Origin of the sequence: Xanthomonas sp. PPL134 (assembly GCF_040595915.1) — a bacterium.
GTDB classification, from domain to species: Bacteria; Pseudomonadota; Gammaproteobacteria; order Xanthomonadales; family Xanthomonadaceae; genus Xanthomonas_A; species Xanthomonas_A indica.
The window spans coordinates 184,146-199,819 of the sequence record NZ_JAMDLL010000002.1 but is presented as its reverse complement, the minus strand read 5'-3'; the positions used below and the strand labels follow the sequence as shown (position 1 = coordinate 199,819).

The 15,674-nt window shown below is 69.8% G+C and carries 14 protein-coding genes; 12 read left to right on the top strand and 2 right to left on the bottom strand.

Features of this window, described 5'->3' with window-relative positions; all coding sequences use genetic code 11:
- Positions 1-28 precede the first annotated feature (28 nt).
- The 10 genes from rlmN to M3U25_RS06420 all read left to right on the top strand — a co-directional run bounded on the left by rlmN (position 29) and on the right by M3U25_RS06420 (position 11,654).
- The gene (gene rlmN, locus M3U25_RS06465; RefSeq protein ID WP_160947870.1) at positions 29-1,210 is read left to right on the top strand and encodes a 23S rRNA (adenine(2503)-C(2))-methyltransferase RlmN; all 1,182 of its coding nucleotides are present in this window, start codon (positions 29-31) and stop codon (positions 1,208-1,210) included.
- Entirely contained in the window at positions 1,197-2,015 is an 819-nt protein-coding gene (gene pilW / locus M3U25_RS06460; RefSeq protein ID WP_355497266.1) for a type IV pilus biogenesis/stability protein PilW, read from the top strand. Before rlmN ends, pilW begins: the two co-directional genes overlap by 14 nt.
- Positions 2,012-2,884: a RodZ domain-containing protein gene (locus tag M3U25_RS06455; protein WP_355497269.1), complete on the top strand. Its 873-nt coding sequence runs from the start codon at positions 2,012-2,014 to the stop codon at positions 2,882-2,884. Before pilW ends, M3U25_RS06455 begins: the two co-directional genes overlap by 4 nt.
- 64 nt (positions 2,885-2,948) lie before the next feature.
- Positions 2,949-3,587, top strand: coding sequence for a tetratricopeptide repeat protein (locus M3U25_RS06450; RefSeq protein WP_355497273.1), 639 nt, complete (start codon positions 2,949-2,951; stop codon positions 3,585-3,587).
- On the top strand, positions 3,587-4,942 hold the full coding sequence (gene bamB, locus M3U25_RS06445) for an outer membrane protein assembly factor BamB (RefSeq protein WP_160947810.1): 1,356 nt from the start codon (positions 3,587-3,589) through the stop codon (positions 4,940-4,942). Before M3U25_RS06450 ends, bamB begins: the two co-directional genes overlap by 1 nt.
- An 18-nt stretch (positions 4,943-4,960) precedes the next feature.
- Complete coding sequence (gene der, locus M3U25_RS06440) at positions 4,961-6,358, top strand: ribosome biogenesis GTPase Der (protein WP_160947809.1); 1,398 nt, start codon at positions 4,961-4,963, stop codon at positions 6,356-6,358.
- A gap of 7 nt (positions 6,359-6,365) precedes the next feature.
- A complete protein-coding gene (locus M3U25_RS06435) occupies positions 6,366-6,971 on the top strand; it encodes an NTP transferase domain-containing protein (protein ID WP_355497279.1) in 606 nt (201 codons plus the stop codon).
- The gene (gene glp / locus M3U25_RS06430) at positions 6,968-8,185 is read left to right on the top strand and encodes a gephyrin-like molybdotransferase Glp (RefSeq protein ID WP_355497282.1); all 1,218 of its coding nucleotides are present in this window, start codon (positions 6,968-6,970) and stop codon (positions 8,183-8,185) included. Before M3U25_RS06435 ends, glp begins: the two co-directional genes overlap by 4 nt.
- 51 nt (positions 8,186-8,236) lie before the next feature.
- On the top strand, positions 8,237-9,373 hold the full coding sequence (gene moeB, locus M3U25_RS06425; protein ID WP_355497285.1) for a molybdopterin-synthase adenylyltransferase MoeB: 1,137 nt from the start codon (positions 8,237-8,239) through the stop codon (positions 9,371-9,373).
- Positions 9,374-9,803: 430 nt separating this feature from the next.
- Positions 9,804-11,654: a monovalent cation:proton antiporter-2 (CPA2) family protein gene (locus M3U25_RS06420; RefSeq protein WP_355497288.1), complete on the top strand. Its 1,851-nt coding sequence runs from the start codon at positions 9,804-9,806 to the stop codon at positions 11,652-11,654.
- A gap of 300 nt (positions 11,655-11,954) precedes the next feature.
- Here the strand turns inward: M3U25_RS06420 and M3U25_RS06415 are convergent, their stop codons facing one another.
- Both M3U25_RS06415 and M3U25_RS06410 read right to left on the bottom strand, forming a co-directional pair.
- Entirely contained in the window at positions 11,955-12,728 is a 774-nt protein-coding gene (locus tag M3U25_RS06415) for an alpha/beta fold hydrolase (protein WP_355497292.1), read from the bottom strand.
- 2 nt (positions 12,729-12,730) lie between these two features.
- A complete protein-coding gene (locus M3U25_RS06410) occupies positions 12,731-13,027 on the bottom strand; it encodes a DUF1244 domain-containing protein (RefSeq protein ID WP_242158977.1) in 297 nt (98 codons plus the stop codon).
- 51 nt (positions 13,028-13,078) lie between these two features.
- Between M3U25_RS06410 and folD the strand changes: the two genes are divergently transcribed.
- Positions 13,079-13,963, top strand: coding sequence for a bifunctional methylenetetrahydrofolate dehydrogenase/methenyltetrahydrofolate cyclohydrolase FolD (gene folD / locus M3U25_RS06405; protein WP_355497296.1), 885 nt, complete (start codon positions 13,079-13,081; stop codon positions 13,961-13,963).
- A 239-nt stretch (positions 13,964-14,202) separates the two neighbouring features.
- Positions 14,203-15,660 carry an IMP dehydrogenase gene (gene guaB, locus M3U25_RS06400; RefSeq protein ID WP_160963519.1) on the top strand — a complete coding sequence of 486 codons (1,458 nt, stop codon included), beginning with the start codon at positions 14,203-14,205 and terminating at the stop codon, positions 15,658-15,660.
- Positions 15,661-15,674: the final 14 nt, after the last annotated feature.

The following is a 15,674-nucleotide window of genomic DNA, read 5'->3' as shown; positions in this document are numbered from 1 at the left end:
CGTCGTGAACGAGGTCGTCCATCCTCCCTTGGCCATCGCCGATCCCGTGCGGACCGGCGCGGCGGCCAAGCAGAATCTGCTCGACCTCGATCGCGAGGGGCTGGAGCGTTTCTTCGCCGAGACCCTCGGCGAAGCGCGCTACCGTGCCCACCAGGTGATGAAGTGGATCCATCACCGCTACGTCACCGACTTCGACCAGATGACCGACCTCGGCAAGGCGCTGCGCGCCAAGCTGCAGCAGCATGCCGAGGTCGTCGTCCCCAACATCGTGTTCGACAAGCCCTCCGCCGACGGCACCCACAAGTGGCTGCTGGCGATGGGCGTGGACGGCAAGAACGCGATCGAGACCGTGTACATCCCCGACAAGACCCGCGGCACGCTGTGCGTGTCCTCGCAGGTCGGCTGCGGTCTCAACTGCACCTTCTGCTCCACCGCCACCCAGGGCTTCAACCGCAACCTGTCCACCGCCGAGATCATCGGCCAGGTGTGGGTGGCGGCGCGGCACCTGGGCAACGTGCCGCACCAGATGCGCCGTCTCACCAACGTGGTGATGATGGGCATGGGCGAGCCGCTGATGAATTTCGACAACGTCGTGCGCGCGATGAGCGTGATGCGCGACGACCTGGGCTATGGCCTGGCCAACAAGCGCGTGACCCTGTCCACCTCGGGCCTGGTGCCGCAGATCGACCGCCTGTCCAGCGAGAGCGACGTGTCGCTGGCGGTGTCGCTGCATGCGCCCAACGATGCGCTGCGCGAGACCCTGGTCCCGCTCAACAAAAAGTACCCGATCGCCGAACTGATGGCCGCCTGCGCGCGCTACCTGCGCGCCAACAAGCGCCGCGAGTCGGTGACCTTCGAATACACCCTGATGAAGGGGATCAACGACCAGCCCGAGCACGCGCGGCAACTGGCGCGGCTGATGCGCCAGTTCGACAACGCGGTGCAGTCGGCCAACGCCGGCAAGGTCAACCTGATCCCGTTCAATCCGTTCCCCGGCACGCGCTACGAGCGCTCCGGCGAGACCGAGATCCGCGCGTTCCAGAAGATCCTGCTGGACGCGCAGGTGCTGACCATGGTGCGGCGCACGCGTGGCGACGACATCGATGCGGCCTGCGGGCAGCTCAAGGGGCAGGTCATGGACCGCACCCGCCGCCAGGCCGAGTTCAAGCGCGAATTGCAGACGCGGGCGGATCGGGATGCGGCGGCGTAGCCAACGGCGTTCCCTCGCGGTGGTGGCGATCGCAGTGCTGGCCTTGCCGGGCTGCAACTGGATCGCCGCCAAGACCGGCACCGTGCGCACCGCCGAACAGGTGCAGCCGCATTATTCCTTCCGCGACAACCGCGCGGTGAAGGCGCGCGTGGCCTTGCAGGAGCAACTGGGCCTGGCCGCCAACGGACTCGCTTCCAACGACCTGGATGCCGCGCAGACCCACGCGCGCAAGGCGCTGGCGCTGGATGCGCAATCGGTGGATGCGCTCACCGTGCTGGCGGTGGTCGCCGATCGCCGTGGCGATGCCGCGACCGCCGGCGGCTACTACCGCAAGGCCGCGGAGCTGGCGCCGAACAACGGCGCGACCTTGAACAACTACGGCGCCTGGCTGTGCGCGAACGGTTCGCCGGCCGAGTCGCTGACCTGGTTCGACCGCGCGCTCGCGCTCCAGGACTACGCCACGCCGGCCTCGGCCCTGGCCAACGCCGGCGGCTGCGCGCTGCAGGTCGGCCAGCGCGAGCGCGGCGAGCGCGACCTGCGCAAGGCGCTGGACCTGGACCCGGACAACGCGTACGCGCTCGAGGCGATGGCCCGCAACGAGGTCGCGCAAGGGCGCTTTTTCGAGGCGCGGGCCTTCTCCGAACGGCGCCTGGCGGCTGCGCCTGCGACCGCTTCCGTGTTACAACTTGCTATTCAGATTGAGCAAAGGCTGGGCGACAAGGCTGCCGCCGGCCGTTACCAACAGCGGTTGCGCAAGGAGTTTCCCGACGCCGCGACCACGACACCCGGGGCTAGTGCATTGTGATCAGTGATTCCAATCCGAACGCTTTCGATGGCGCCAAAGGCTGCGGGCAACAGCTCCGCGAAGCGCGCGAAGCGGCGGGCCTAAGCATCGACGACGTCGGCAGCCGACTGCGCATGCCGGTGCATGTGGTGCAGGCACTCGAGTCGGAGCAGTGGCAGCGCCTCGGCGCGCCGGTGTTCGTCCGCGGGCAGCTGCGCAGCTATGCGCGCCTGCTCGGCGTCGATCTGGAGCCGTTGCTGCAGACCGCGCAGATCGCGCCGGTGCAGCCGGTCGAATTGATCAGCCACACGCATACCCCGCCGCTGCGGCGCATGCTCGAGAGCGCCACCCGGCGCATGGTCTACGTGGTGATCACCGCCGGACTGGCGGTGCCGGTGTGGTACGCCACCCGCAGCCATTTCGCCGACGACAATGGTCCCAGCACCGCATCGCTGGACGTGGTCCCGGGCGCGCCCGGCAGCACCACCGCCGCGACCGCAACGCCTGCCGCCGGTAACCCCGCGCCGGCACCGGCCGCGCCGGCGGCCGCACGCCCGGCGCCGAGCGCCGCGCCGTACATCGCCTCGCTGACGCCGATGCCGCGTCCGGAGGCGGAGCCGGAGAAGAACAGTCTGAGTCTGTCGTTCCAGGGCGACAGTTGGGTGCAGATCCTCGCGCCCGACGGCACGCCGGTGGAGAAGGCGCTGCTGAAGGCCGGCGAGAGCCGCACCTATGCGCCGGGCCAGGTCGGGCGCGTGGTGCTGGGCAATGCCTCCGCGGTCCAGGTTCAGCATGCCGGGAGTACCGTGGACCTGACCCCGTTCAGGCGCGCGAACGTGGCGCGCTTTGCGGTATCCTCTGACGGTTCCGTGGTGCCCGCCTCCGAGTGACGGCGGCGCGGTTCCTCACTTTCCACATTTCATGTCCCGTCGCAGCGGCGGGGCGAGAGTACGCATGGCGATTGACGACCTGCTCGACGAGCACGAACAAAGCGAACGCGTCCGCACTTGGCTCAGGAAGAACGGCGCCGGCCTGATCGGCGGCATCGTGCTGGGCCTCGGCGCGATCATCGGCTGGCAGTGGTGGACCAAGCAGCGGTCCAACGACCTGGCCCAGGACAATGCCCGCTACGAAGCGGTGCTCAAGAGCATCCAGGCCAATCAGCTGGACAAGGCCGCCAAGGACATGGCGGAACTGCAGAAGGGCTCGGCCAACATCTATGCCGAACTGGCGGCGCTGCGCCTGGCCAAGGCGCAGGTCGACGCCGGCAAGTCCGATGCCGCGCTGAGCACGCTGCGCGCGCTCAAGGCCGACGGCGAAATGAAGGTGCTGGTCGATCACCGCGTGGCCCGGCTGCTGATTTCCGGCGGCAAGCCGCAGGACGCGCTGCCCCTGGTGGCCTCGGCCACCGACGCGCAAGGCCTGGAAATTCGCGGCGATGCGTTGATCGCGCAGGGCAAGCGCGACGCGGCGCGCGATGCGTACAGCAAGGCGCTGACCAGCCTGGACGTGGCCTCGCCGCAGCGGCGCGTGGTCGAAACGAAATTGATGGATGCGGGCGGCAGCGTGCCGAATGCCGCGGAGCCGATCTGATGAAGGTAGTCATGTTCAAGCGTGTCGCCACCGTGGCCCTGCTGGGTCTGGCGCTGTCCGGCTGCACCACCGTCAAGGGCTGGTTCGCCGGCAAGGATGCGGCCGCCAAGAAGGCCGCCGAGCCGGCCGAACTGGTGAAGTTCACCCCGTCGGTGAAGGTGGTGAAGCTGTGGTCCACCGACGCCGGCAAGGGCGAGCGCCGCATCGGCGTGCGCCAGCATCCGGTGGTGGCCGACGGCAAGGTGTATGCGGCCGCGACCTCCGGCACGGTCTACGCGCTGGATCTGCAGACCGGCAAGACCCTCTGGGAATACGACGCCAAGCAGGCGCGCAAGCAGCAGTTGTCGCAGGTCGAGGACCAGCCGAAGAGCCAGGTCGAGAGCGAGTCCGGCAAGAACCTGTCCAAGGACGAGCGCGCCGCCTACAAGCAGCGCCTGCGCAACGAGAAGCAGCAGGCCAAGGAGCGCAAGCGGCTCGAGAAGAAGCGTCCGCTGCCGCGCTTTGCCGGCGGCCCGGGCGTGGGCGACGGCCTGGTGGTGGTCGGTGCGCTGGACGGCGAGGTGATCGCGCTCGATGCCGCCAACGGTACCGAGAAGTGGCGCGCCAAGGTGCCCAACGAAGTCATCGCCGCGCCGGTGATCGCGCAGAACATGGTGTTCGTGCGCAGCAATGACGGCCGCACCACCGCCTTCGATGCGGCTACCGGCCAGCAGCGCTGGTTCAATGCGCAGGAACTGCCGAGCCTGACCGTGCGCGGCAACGCGCCGGTGGTGGCGGGTCCGGGCGTGCTGTTCATCGGCAACGACGACGGCACCCTGGCCGCGCTGGCGATGCAGGATGGCCGCGTGCTGTGGGAGCAGACCATCGGCGTGCCGGAAGGCCGTACCGAACTGGAGCGCATGTCCGACGTCGACGGCGCGCCGGTGCTCGACGGCACCACGCTGTACGCGACCAGCTTCAAGAACGAGACCGTGGCGCTGGAAGGCCCGAGCGGCCGCCCGCTGTGGAACCGCGATCATGGCGGCGCCGGCGGCGTCGGCGTCAGCTCCGGCAACGTGGTGGTGGCCGACAACGCCGGCACCGTGTGGGCGCTGGACAAGGCCTCCGGATCGGCGATGTGGTCGCAGCCGGGGCTGGCGCGTCGCTCGCTGACCGGCGTGGCGATCCAGGGCGATTACGCCGTGGTCGGCGACTACAAGGGCTATCTGCACTGGCTGCGGCTCGACAACGGCGAGTTCGCCGCGCGCGAGCGGGTCGGACGCCAGCCGCTGGTGGCGCAGCCGGTGGTCGCGGACGGGATCCTGCTGATGCAGAACACGAAAGGCGACCTGACCGCGTTCCGGTTGGGTCAATAACAAGAGAAGGATGTCGCGATGCTGCCGCTGGTCGCCCTGGTTGGACGGCCGAATGTCGGCAAGTCCACGCTGTTCAACGCGCTGACGCGCAGCCGTGACGCGCTGGTCCACGACCAGCCCGGCGTCACCCGCGATCGCCACTACGGGGTGTGCCGGCTGGCGCCGGACACCCCGTTCGTGATCGTCGATACCGGCGGCATCTCCGGCGAAGAGGAAGGCCTGGCCGGCGCCACCGCCGAGCAGGCCCGCGCCGCGGCCGGCGAGGCCGACCTGATCCTGTTCGTGGTCGACGGCCGCGAGGGGTCGTCCGCACTCGACGACGAGATCCTGGCCTGGCTGCGCAAACTGGCGCGGCCGACCCTGCTGCTGATCAACAAGATCGACGGCACCGACGAGGACCAGGTGCGTGCCGAGTTCGCGCGCTACGGCCTCGGCGACGCCATCGCGGTTTCCGCGGCGCACCGCCACGGGATCGACGACCTACTCGACGAGGTCCTGGAGCGGCTGCCGGAAGAGGGTGCCGGCGAGACCCTGGACACCGATCCGGCGCGCATGCGCATCGCCTTCGTCGGCCGCCCGAACGTCGGCAAGTCGACCCTGGTCAATCGCCTGCTGGGCGAGGAGCGCATGATCGCCTCCGAAGTGCCCGGCACCACCCGCGACTCGATCGCGGTGGACCTGGAGCGCGACGGCCGCCTGTATCGGCTGATCGACACCGCCGGCCTGCGCCGTCGCGGCCGCGTCGAAGAAGCGGTGGAGAAGTTCAGCGCGTTCAAGACGCTGCAGGCGATCGAGCAGTGTCAGGTGGCGGTGCTGATGCTCGATGCCGGCGAAGGCGTGACCGACCAGGACGCGACCGTGCTCGGTGCGATCCTCGACGCCGGTCGCGCCCTGGTGGTGGCGATCAACAAGTGGGACGGGCAGAGCGACTACCAGCGCGCCCAGGCCGAGGATCTGCTGTCGCGCAAGCTCGGGTTCGTCAGCTGGGCCGAAGCGGTGCGCATTTCCGCCAAGCATGGCTCGGGCATGCGCGAGCTGTTCCAGGCGATCCATCGCGCGCACGCCTCGGCGGTGCGTGAGTTCAGTACCAGCGAAGTCAACCAGGCGCTGGAAATCGCTTACGAGAGCAATCCGCCGCCGAGCATCCGCGGCCACGTCTCCAAGCTGCGCTACGTGCATCCGGGCGGCAGCAACCCGCCGACCTTCATCGTTCACGGCACGCGCCTGAAGGTGCTGCCCGAGTCGTACAAGCGCTACCTGGAGAACTTCTTCCGCAAGCGCTTCAAGCTGGTCGGCACGCCGGTGCGCTTCATGTTCCGCGAAGGCGCCAATCCGTACGAAGGCAAGAAGAACGTGCTGACCGAGCGCCAGATCGCCAAGAAGCGGCGCCTGATGAAGCACGTCCGCGGCAAGTAGCCGCACGATGGACCCGCAGCGCGCGATCACCCTCGGCATTCTCGCCGGCGGCCGCGCGCAACGCCTGGGCGGATGTGACAAGGCCTGGCTGCAACGCGACGGGCAGGCGCAGGTGCAATGGCTGGTGCAGGCGTTGGCCCCGCAGGTGGCCGCAGTGCTGGTCAGCGCCAACCGCAGCCTGTCGCGCTATGCCGGCATCGGCCTGCAGGCGCTGCCGGACCGTGTCGCGGCGCCGGCCGAGGCCGAACGTTCGCTGGGACCGATCGCCGGGCTGGACGCACTCGCCGCCGCCTGCGCCACGCCCTGGCTGCTGACCGTGCCGGTCGACCTGTGCCGGTTGCCGCCGGACCTGGCCGCCACGCTGGTCGCGGCCGCTGTGGGCCGCGATGGCGCCTGGGTCGAGGATGCCGCCGGCGCGCAGCCGCTGGTGGCGCTGTATCGGGTAGCCGCGCTGCGCCCGGCGCTGGACGAGGCGCTGGTAGCCGCCCGCTATGCGCCACGCGCGGTGCAGCAGCGCCTGCGGATGGCGGCGGTGGCGTTGCCGGAACTCGTGCTGGGCAATCTGAACACGCCGCAGGACTTGGCCGCAGCGGGTATCCTGCCGCCACCATGACCGACTATCCCTCCCGGATCGCCTACACCGACGCGCTGGCGATCGTCGCTGCCGCCGCGCGTGCCCGCCCCGTCAACAGCGAGCGCCTGGCGGCGTCGCGCGCCGATGGCCGCATCCTGCTGGAACCGCTGGAGGCGCCGATCGACCTGCCGCCGTTCGCCAACAGCGCGATGGACGGCTTCGCGCTGCGCCATGCCGACCTGACCCCGGGGGCGCCGACCGACGTGCGCCTGGCCGGCGAACAGTTCGCCGGCGCCGATCGGCAGCAGGCGCTCGCGCCCGGCGAATGCCTGCGGGTGACCACCGGCGCGCCGCTGCCGGCCGGTGCGGATACGGTGGTGATCAAGGAGAACGTGCACGAGCACGATGGTCTCGTGCAGGTCCCGGACGGACTCCTTGCCGGCGCACACGTGCGTGCGCGCGGCGAGGACGTGCGTGCCGGCGAGCGCGTGCTCGAGGCCGGCATGCTGCTGACGCCCTCGCGCATCGGCCTGGCCGCGGCCCTGGGCATGGACCAACTGACGGTGGCGGCACGGCCGACCGTGGCGGTGTTCGCCACCGGCGACGAACTGGTCGAGCCGGGCATGCCGTTGCAGCCGGGCCAGATCTACAACAGCAACCGCGACATGCTGATGGCGCAGCTGCGCCTGCTCGGCCTGGCGCCGACCGCCTGGCCGACGCTGCCGGACGATCCGCAGCGCATCCAGGCCATGCTCGCCGATGCGGCCTCGGCGTTCGACGTGGTGCTGACCTGCGGCGGCGTCTCCGCCGGCGAGAAGGACTACCTGCCGCGGCTGCTTGCCGAGCACGGCCGCATCCTGTTCTGGAAGGTGCGCATGCGCCCGGGCATGCCGCTGCTGTTCGGCGAGTGGGACCGTGCCTTGTTCCTCGGCCTGCCGGGCAATCCGGTGTCGGTGCTGGCGACCTTCCTGGCGATCGGGCGGCCCCTGCTGGATGCGCTGCAGCGGCGCAGCGAGCCGCACCGGGCCTGGCGCGCACGGCTGGCGTCCGGCTGGGACAAGCGCCACGACCGGCTGGAGTTCCTGCGCGGGCGCATGCGCTGCGATGCGCACGGCCAACTGTGGGCGGAACCGAATCCTGCGGACGGCTCGCATCGCCTGCGCGGAGCCGCCGACAGCGACGTGCTGCTGCGATTGGAGGAGGGCGCGCGCCAGTTCCAGGCCGGCGACGTGGTCGAGGTGGTGCCGTACTGAGCGGCGCGGCGCACGGCGGACGCGGGCCCGGTTTGCGCCGATAATGCGCGCATGGGCATTCGAGAACTGACCCCGGCACAGGCGCAGGCGCGGCAGGCGCAGGGTGCGCGCTTGCTCGACATCCGCGAGGAGCACGAGCGCGCCACCGGCATGGCCGCCGGCGCGCAGGGCGTGGCCCGCGCGCAGTTGCAGGCCGACCCGGCCGCCTATCTCGGCACCGACACCGAGGTGCTGCTGATCTGCCAGAGCGGCAAGCGCTCGCACGACACCGCGGTGTTCCTGGCGCAGGCCGGCTACCCGCAGGTCGCCTCGGTGCTGGGCGGCACCACGCGCTGGCAACGCGAGGGCTTGCCGCTGCAGCGGCCGGCGCTGGCGCCGGAGCAGGAGGACTTCTTCGACCGCTATTCGCGGCATCTGCGCCTGCCCGAAGTCGGGGTCGAGGGCCAGCGCCGGCTGCAGGCCGCGCGCGTGCTGCTGGTCGGCGCCGGCGGCCTGGGCTCGCCGGCCGGTTTCTACCTAGCCGCCGCCGGGGTGGGGCAGTTGCGCATCGCCGACGACGACGTGGTCGAGCGCAGCAACCTGCAGCGGCAGATCCTGCACGGCGACGCGCGGATCGGCCAGGCCAAGGTGGACTCGGCCGCGGCAAGCCTGGGCGCCCTGAATCCGGGCGTGCGGGTGGAAGCGGTGCGCGAGCGGGTCACCGCCGACAACGTCGAGCGGCTGCTGCAGGACGTGGACGTGGTGCTGGACGGCTCTGACAATTTCCCCGCGCGCTACCTGCTCAACGACGCCTGCGTGAAGCTGGGCAAGCCGTTGGTGTACGGCGCGGTGCAGCGCTTCGAGGGCCAGGTCAGCGTGTTCGACGCCGGCCGCCGGCGCGGGCAGGCACCGTGCTACCGCTGCCTGTTCCCGGAGCCGCCGCCGCCGGAGTTCGCACCGAACTGCGCCGATGCCGGCGTCCTCGGCGTGCTGCCCGGCATCGTCGGCCTGCTGCAGGCCAACGAAGTCTTGAAGTTGCTACTGGACATCGGCGAACCGCTGCGCGGCCGCCTGCTGCATTTCGACGCGCTGGCGATGCGCTTCCGCGAAACCCGCCTGTCCGCCGATCCGCAGTGTCCGCTGTGCGCGCCGGAGCGGCCGTTTCCAGGCTATATCGACTATGCACAGTTCTGTGGCGCTGAGCGTTAGCTGTCATTAGGTGTCGCTGTTCGCGGCGGCGTCCGTACCCTCATCCGCCCCTTCGGGGCGCCTTCTCCCGGTGGGAGAAGGGGCTTGCGGTCTCGATAGCTGCAGCAGCGTCGCGCACGCTTAAGCCCCTCTCCCTCCGGGGAGAGGGGTTGGGGTGAGGGTACGGGCGCGAAGCGCTTCGCAATGCCTGGCTGCACTAGCCGTCGTTGTACGCAGCGGTACCCGTACCCTCATCCGCCCCTTCGGGGCACCTTCTCCCGATGGGAGAAGGGAGGCGTGGTCTGCACGTTGCTCGCATGATCGCGATCGTCCGGTGCATGATCACGTGCACGCATCACGAAGGCGCGTTGGGCGCAGCACGCAGTGCGCCGCGTCTCACCTCGCATCCCGATCCATGGGGATGCTCCGGCCTTGTGCGTAGAATCGGGGCATGACCAGTGCAGCCGACAGCAGCGAATTGATCAAGGTGGTGGCGCTGCTCGGCGCTGCCGTGGTGGCGGTGCCGGTGTTCCGTCGGCTCGGCCTGGGCTCGGTGCTCGGCTATCTCGCTGCCGGCCTGGCGATCGGTCCATTCGGCCTGGGCTGGTTCTCCGATCCGCAGGCCATCCTGCACGTCGCCGAACTGGGCGTGGTCATGTTCCTGTTCGTGATCGGCCTGGAAATGCGGCCATCGCACCTGTGGAGCCTGCGCAAGCAGATCTTCGGTCTGGGCACCGCGCAGATCATCGTCTGCGCCAGCGTGCTGACCGGCGTCGGCCTGGCCTTCGGGTTTCCACTGCCGGTGGCCTTCATCGCTGCCTCGGGCTTCGTGCTGACCTCCACCGTGGTGGTGATGCAGTTGCTCGGCGAGCGCGGCGACATCGCCTTGCCGGCGGGGCAGAAGATCGTGGCGATCCTGCTGTTCGAAGACCTGTTGATCGTGCCGCTGCTGGCGGTGGTGGCGTGGATGGCGCCGGTGCCGGCGGATGCCTCGGCGCCGTCGCGCTGGATCGGCATCGGCGTCGGTGCCGCGGCGATCGTCGGTCTGCTGGCGGCCGGGCGCTGGCTGCTCAATCCGCTGTTCCGGCTGTTGGCCGCGGCCAAGGCGCGCGAGGTGATGACCGCGGCCGCCCTGCTGGTGGTACTGGGCGCGGCGCTGCTGATGCAGCTCGGCGGGCTGTCGATGGCGATGGGGGCGTTCCTGGCCGGCGTGCTGCTGTCCGAATCGACCTTCCGCCACCAGATCGAAGCCGACATCGAGCCGTTCCGCGGCATCCTGCTGGGGTTGTTCTTCCTCGGTGTCGGCATGGCGCTGAACCTGGCGGTGGTGGCGGCCAACTGGACCCTGATCCTCAGCGGCGTGCTCGCCTTCATGGCGGCCAAGGCCGCGTGCATCTACTTGGTCGCGCGGCTCACCGGCAGCGGCCATGCGCAGGCGCTGGATCGCGGCGTGCTGATGGCGCAGGGCGGCGAGTTCGCCTTCGTGCTGTTCGCCGCCGCCAGCGGCGCCGGGGTCATCGACGCGCAGATCAACGCCAACCTGACCGCCATCGTGGTGCTGTCGATGGCGCTGACGCCGCTGTTCGTGCTGCTGTACCGGCGCTGGGCACCGGTGGAAGCGCCGTCGATGGAAGGCGTGGATGCGGCCGACGGCCTCACCGGCAGCGTGCTGATCATCGGCTTCGGCCGCTTCGGCCAGGTCGCCAGCCAGTCGCTGCTGGCGCGCGACGTGGACGTGACCATCATCGACAACGACATCGAGATGATCCAGAGCGCGGCCAAGTTCGGCTTCAAGATCTACTACGGCGACGGCACCCGCCTGGACGTGCTGCACGCCTCCGGCGCGCACAGCGCCCGCGCCATCGCGGTGTGCGTCGACAACCGCGAGGCGGCCAACCGCATCGTCGAACTGGCCACCACCGAGTTTCCGCAGGCCAAGCTGCTGGTGCGCTCCTACGACCGCGAGCACGCGCTGGAGCTGATCGCCGCCGGCGTCGACTACCACATCCGCGAAACGTTCGAATCCGCGGTGGAGTTCGGCCAGGCCGCGCTGATCGAGTTGGGCATGGACGAGAGCGAAGCCCGCTCCATCGCCCGCGAGATCCGCCGCCGCGATGCCGAGCGGCTGGAACTGGAGATCGCCGCCGGCACCGTGCGCGCCGGCGCCGGCCTGATGTACGGCAACATCACGCCGGCCGTGCCCACGCCGACCCCGTTCACGCCGCCGCGGCGCGAAAGCCGCACGCTGAATCCGGAAGGCGTGCCGGTGACGGAGCCAGCGCAGGAGCGTGACGGCACATAGCCGCAATCGTTGGCGGGAAGTTGTAGGCGCGGCTTCAGCCGCGACAGTGCCTTCCCGGGAACGCCTGGTCGCGGCTAAGCCGCTCCTCCGACGGCGCCCAGCATCAGCGAAAGAACGCCTGCAACGCCTGCACGTAGCCCAGGACCGTCGCTGATGTCGTTTGATGGAGCCAGCGCAGCAAAGTGACGGCACATAGCCGCAATCGTTGGCGGGGAGTTGTACGAGCGGCTTCAGCCGCGACAGTGTCTTCCGGGAACGCCTGGTCGCGGCTAACGCCGCGTCTACGACAGGCGCCCAGCCTCAGCGAAGGAACGCCTGCAGCGCCCGCATGTAGTCTGGATCGTCGCTGATGTCGTTGTGGTCGGCCTGCGAGAAAGCGACCACGGTCGGGCGCTGCGGCAGGGCTTCGAGCAGGGCATCGGTGCTGGCCGGAGGCACCACCTGATCGTGGCCGGCACGCAGGATCAGCAGCGGGCCGCGGTAAGCGCGCAAGGCCTGCGCCGAGTCGTAGCGGTCGCGCAGCAGCCAGCGCACCGGGACCCACGGATAGTGCGCCTGCGCCGCCGAGACCAGGCTGTCGAACGGCGTCACCAGCACCAGCCGCGCCACCGCGCGACGCGCCGCCAGTTGGCTGGCCACGCCGCTGCCCAGGCTGCGCCCCAGCACCGCGATCTGCGCCTGCGGCTGCGCGGCACGCACGTGGTCGTACAGCGCCACGGCATCGCCGACCAGTGCGGTCTCGCTGGGCGTGCCATCGCTGGCGCCATAGCCGCGGTAGGCGAGCAGGTAGAGGCTGTGGTCGGGCAGGGCGGCCTGCAACTGCACGCGTGCCTGGCGCAGGTCCTCGGCATTGCCGCCGAAGTACAGCAGCACCTTGTCGCGGCCAGGATTGACCTGCCAGCCGCGCACCTGCACGTCCGCACTGCGCCGCAGCGCGAAGTCGGTCTGCGCCGGTGCCACCCGCGTGCCCTGCGGGACGTACAGCAGGTCGCGCTGGCCCAGGTAGAGCAGAGTACAGACCACCACATAGGCCGCGGCGAGAGTGGCGGCCGCGATCGCGGTGTAGCGCAGCATCGCTAGCCGTGCTTGCGCTGCGCCTCGGCGAAGGCGGCCAGTTGCGCCGGGGTGGCCTCGGCCTGATGCTGCGCCTTCCAGTCGGCGAACGGCATGCCGTAGACGCGTTCGCGCGCCTGTTCCTTGCTGAGCTCTTCGCCCTCGGCCGCCGCCGCCTCGCGGTACCAGTCGGCCAGGCAGTTGCGGCAGAACCCGGCCAGGATCATCAGGTCGATGTTCTGCACGTCGGGGCGGTCCTGGTTGAGGTGCTGCAATAGGCGGCGGAAGGCGGCGGCCTCGATGCGGGTGGTGTCGGTCATGGCGGAATCGGGGACAATGGACATCCCCCGACTCTACACCCGCCCGCCCCGATGACCGATTCCGTGTCCGCTTCCTCCGTCCCGGCCCGCATCCTCGACGGGCGGCGCATCGCCGACGACCTGCTCGACCAGCTCAAGGCGCGGGTCGACGTGCGGCTGGCGGCCGGGCAGTCGCGCCCCGGGCTGGCGGTGGTGCTGGTGGGCGGCGATCCGGCGTCCACGGTATACGTGCGCAACAAGCGCCGCGCGGCCGAGAAGGTCGGCATCGAGGCGTTCGACTACGACCTGCCGGCGGGCACCAGCGAGGCCGACCTGCTGGCGCTGATCGACCGGCTCAATGCCGATCCCAAGATCCACGGCATCCTGGTGCAGTTGCCGCTGCCGGGCATCCCCGATGCCAGCCGGCTGATCCACCGCATCGATCCGCGCAAGGACGTGGACGGTTTCCATCCGGAGAACGTCGGCCACCTGGCGCTGCGCGAATTCGGCCTGCGCCCGTGCACGCCGCGCGGCATTGTCACCCTGCTGGCACACACCGACCAGCCGGTGCGCGGGCGCAACGCCACCATCGTCGGCGTCAGCAACCACGTTGGCCGGCCGATGGCGCTGGAACTGCTGATCGCCGGCTGCACGGTCAGCTGCTGCCACAAGTTCACCCCGCCGGAGGTGCTGCAGGCGCGGGTGCGCGACGCCGACATCCTGGTGGTGGCGGTGGGCCGGCCGGGGCTGATCCCGGGCGAGTGGGTCAAGCCGGGCGCGGTGGTGATCGACGTCGGCATCAACCGCCTGGACGATGGCCGCCTGGTCGGCGACGTCGGCTTCGATGCGGCGGCGCAGCGCGCCAGCTGGATCACCCCGGTGCCGGGCGGGGTGGGGCCGATGACGGTGGCGACGCTGATGCAGAACACGATTGAGGCCGCTGAGGCGGCGGGATGACCAGCCATTCGGCTGTGGAAAGCCGGGAGTCGGGATTCGGGATTCGTTAAAGTAACAGCAACAGCAAAAGCGCATGCACGGCCCATTCGGGATCGGTAGGTCGTCGAAATCGGCCATCTGATAGGCAGGCAAACGGCCGGCCGCGCAGGGCGCTGCCTTTGCGAATCCCCACTCCCGAATCCCCAATCCCCGCCCCAAATGCGTTAAAATGCCGCGCTTCCCCACACTCGGGTCCGCCGATGCTGCGCATCCAGGCTGAAGCTCTCACCTACGACGACGTCTCGCTCGTCCCCGCCCATTCGACCGTCCTGCCCAAGGACGTCAGCCTGGAAACCCGGCTGACCCGCGACCTGCGCCTGAAACTGCCGATCCTGTCGGCCGCGATGGACACGGTCACCGAGCACCGCCTGGCGGTGGCCATGGCCCAGCTCGGCGGCATCGGCATCATCCACAAGAACCTGACTCCGGCGCAGCAGGCCGCCGAAGTGGCCAAGGTCAAGAAGTTCGAGGCCGGCGTCATCACCGAGCCGTTCACGGTCGGTCCGGAGACCACCATCGGCGAGGTGCTGAAACTCACCCGCGCCCGCAACATCTCCGGCGTGCCGGTGGTGGACGGCAGCGAACTGGTCGGCATCGTCACCAGCCGCGACATGCGCTTCGAGAAGAAGCTCGACGATCCGGTCCGCCACATCATGACCAAGAAGGATCGCCTGGTCACCGTGCGCGAAGGCGCCAGCGACGAGGAAGTGCTGCAGTTGCTGCACCGCCACCGCATCGAGAAGATCCTGGTGGTCAACGACGGCTTCGAGCTGCGCGGCCTGATCACGGTCAAGGACATCCAGAAGAAGACCGACAACCCCAACGCCGCCAAGGACGCCGCCACGCGGCTGCTGGTCGGTGCCGCGGTGGGCGTCGGCGGCGACACCGAACAGCGCATCGAGCTGCTGGCCGCGGCCGGCGTGGACGTGGTCATCGTCGACACCGCGCACGGCCATTCGCAGGGCGTGATCGAGCGCGTGGCCTGGGTCAAGAAGACCTACCCGCAGCTGCAGGTGATCGGCGGCAACATCGTCACCGGCGACGCCGCGCTGGCGCTGATGGACGCCGGTGCCGACGCGGTCAAGGTCGGCGTGGGCCCCGGCTCGATCTGCACTACGCGCGTGGTCGCCGGCGTCGGCGTGCCGCAAATCACCGCGATCGACATGGTCGCCGAGGCGCTGCAGGACCGCATCCCGCTGATCGCCGACGGCGGCATCCGCTACTCCGGCGACATCGGCAAGGCGCTGGTCGCCGGCGCCTCCACGGTGATGGTCGGCGGCCTGTTCGCCGGTACCGAGGAAGCCCCGGGCGAGGTCGAACTGTTCCAGGGCCGCAGCTACAAGAGCTACCGCGGCATGGGCAGCCTGGGCGCGATGGAGAAGGGCAGCAAGGACCGTTACTTCCAGGACGCCTCCGACGCCGACAAGTTGGTGCCGGAAGGCATCGAAGGCCGCGTGCCGTACCGCGGCCCGCTCAGCGGCATCATCCACCAGCTGATCGGCGGCCTGCGCGCGACCATGGGCTACGTGGGCTGCGCCACCATCGAGGACATGCGCACCAAGCCGAAGTTCGTCACCATCACCGGTGCCGGCCAGCGCGAGAGCCACGTCCACGACGTGCAGATCACCAAGGAGCCGCCGAACTACAGGATGGGCTGACGCCCATCCGGGAA

What these genes read in the sequence shown, in the direction of transcription:
- pilW (WP_355497266.1), top strand. Translation starts at nt 1,197, where the DNA reads ATGCGGCGGCGTAGCCAACGGCGTTCCCTCGCGGTGGTGGCGATCGCA.
- M3U25_RS06450 (WP_355497273.1), top strand. Translation starts at nt 2,949, where the DNA reads ATGGCGATTGACGACCTGCTCGACGAGCACGAACAAAGCGAACGCGTC.
- bamB (WP_160947810.1), top strand. Translation starts at nt 3,587, where the DNA reads ATGAAGGTAGTCATGTTCAAGCGTGTCGCCACCGTGGCCCTGCTGGGT.
- der (WP_160947809.1), top strand. Translation starts at nt 4,961, where the DNA reads ATGCTGCCGCTGGTCGCCCTGGTTGGACGGCCGAATGTCGGCAAGTCC.
- M3U25_RS06435 (WP_355497279.1), top strand. Translation starts at nt 6,366, where the DNA reads ATGGACCCGCAGCGCGCGATCACCCTCGGCATTCTCGCCGGCGGCCGC.
- glp (WP_355497282.1), top strand. Translation starts at nt 6,968, where the DNA reads ATGACCGACTATCCCTCCCGGATCGCCTACACCGACGCGCTGGCGATC.
- moeB (WP_355497285.1), top strand. Translation starts at nt 8,237, where the DNA reads ATGGGCATTCGAGAACTGACCCCGGCACAGGCGCAGGCGCGGCAGGCG.
- M3U25_RS06420 (WP_355497288.1), top strand. Translation starts at nt 9,804, where the DNA reads ATGACCAGTGCAGCCGACAGCAGCGAATTGATCAAGGTGGTGGCGCTG.
- M3U25_RS06415 (WP_355497292.1), bottom strand. Translation starts at nt 12,728, where the DNA reads ATGCTGCGCTACACCGCGATCGCGGCCGCCACTCTCGCCGCGGCCTAT.
- M3U25_RS06410 (WP_242158977.1), bottom strand. Translation starts at nt 13,027, where the DNA reads ATGACCGACACCACCCGCATCGAGGCCGCCGCCTTCCGCCGCCTATTG.
- folD (WP_355497296.1), top strand. Translation starts at nt 13,079, where the DNA reads ATGACCGATTCCGTGTCCGCTTCCTCCGTCCCGGCCCGCATCCTCGAC.
- guaB (WP_160963519.1), top strand. Translation starts at nt 14,203, where the DNA reads ATGCTGCGCATCCAGGCTGAAGCTCTCACCTACGACGACGTCTCGCTC.